The sequence below is a fragment of the Pseudoxanthobacter sp. M-2 genome, from assembly GCF_046156265.1.
In the GTDB taxonomy this organism is placed as follows: domain Bacteria; phylum Pseudomonadota; class Alphaproteobacteria; order Rhizobiales; family Segnochrobactraceae; genus CAMDHY01.
Map to the genome: position 1 here is coordinate 1 of NZ_JAWDIR010000040.1, position 1,245 is coordinate 1,245.

The following is a 1,245-nucleotide window of genomic DNA, read 5'->3' on the forward strand; positions in this document are numbered from 1 at the left end:
TGGCCTGCTGCCGGTTCCGTGGACACCGAGATAGGGTTGTCCAAGGAGCTGGAGGGTAGAGATGCAACGCCGGAAGTTCTCTCGTGAGTTCAAGGTTGAGGCGGTACGGTTGATCAAGGAGCGGGGCGTCTCGGTTGCGCAGGCCGGGCGCGATCTGGATGTCCATGAGAACGTGCTTCGCAAGTGGATGCGGGAGCTGGCGGCCGATCCGGCGCATGCGTTTCCCGGCCATGGTCAGGTGAAGCCGGAGCAACTCGAGATCGAACGGCTTCGGCGCGAGGTGGTGAAGCTCAAGGCGGAGCGCGACATCTTAAAAAAGGCCGCAGCCTTCTTCGCGAGGGAAGCGACATGAGGTTCGCCTTCATCGCGAAGCACCGGGGCATCTGGCCGGTGGCGTGGCTGTGCGAAGCGCTGGATGTCTCGCGGTCGGGCTTCCATGCCTGGCTCAATCGTGGCCCGAGCAGGCGGGCACAGGAGGACGAGGCGATCGGCGCCGAGGTGCGGGCGAGCTTCCTCGCCAGCGCTCGCACCTATGGCGCCAGGCGGGTGTGGAGGGACGTGCTCGCCGGGGGCGTCGATTGCGGCCTGCATCGGATCGAGCGACTGATGCGCGTCCAGGCGCTGCGGGCTCGGCCGCGCCGCCGCGGCCTGCCACGGGACGGGGGGCCGCGGGCGAAGGGCGCCGCGGCACCGAACGTCCTCGACCGGCGGTTCGCTGCCGAGCAGGCGAACAGCAAGTGGATCGCCGACTTCACCTACATCTGGACGGCGGAGGGCTGGCTTTACGTCGCCGCCGTCATCGACCTGTTCTCGCGGCGCGTGGTCGGCTGGTCGATGAAGGCCGAGATGACGGCGGAACTGGTGGCGGACGCCCTCGTCATGGCGATCTGGCGTCGGGGAAAGCCGGATGCCCTGCTCCATCACTCAGACCAGGGCAGCCAGTACACCAGCGACGCGTTCCGGCGGCTGCTGGCCGACCTCGGCATCACCTGTTCAATGAGCCGCTCGGGGAACGTCTGGGACAATGCTGCGATGGAGAGCTTCTTCTCGTCGCTGAAGACGGAGCGGATCGGAAAGACGGTGTACCGGACCCGCGACGACGCCAGGGCGGACGTGTTCGACTACGTCGAGCGCTTCTACAACCCGGTTCGCAGGCACTCCACGCTCGGCTACCTCAGCCCTGTGGAGTATGAGAGGCAGGCTCTGTTAGCTTAACCGCCTGTCCACGGAACCGGCAGCAGGCCA

1 protein-coding gene is annotated in these 1,245 nt (G+C 66.7%); it reads left to right on the forward strand.

The genetic code is table 11. The features are described from left to right. Positions 1-61: 61 nt before the first annotated feature. A protein-coding gene (locus RUR49_RS17630; RefSeq protein ID WP_409147715.1) for an IS3 family transposase occupies positions 62-1,215 on the forward strand; the annotation gives its coding sequence in 2 pieces (ribosomal slippage) (positions 62-308 and positions 308-1,215; 1,155 coding nt in all). The last annotated feature ends 30 nt before the right edge of the window (positions 1,216-1,245 follow it).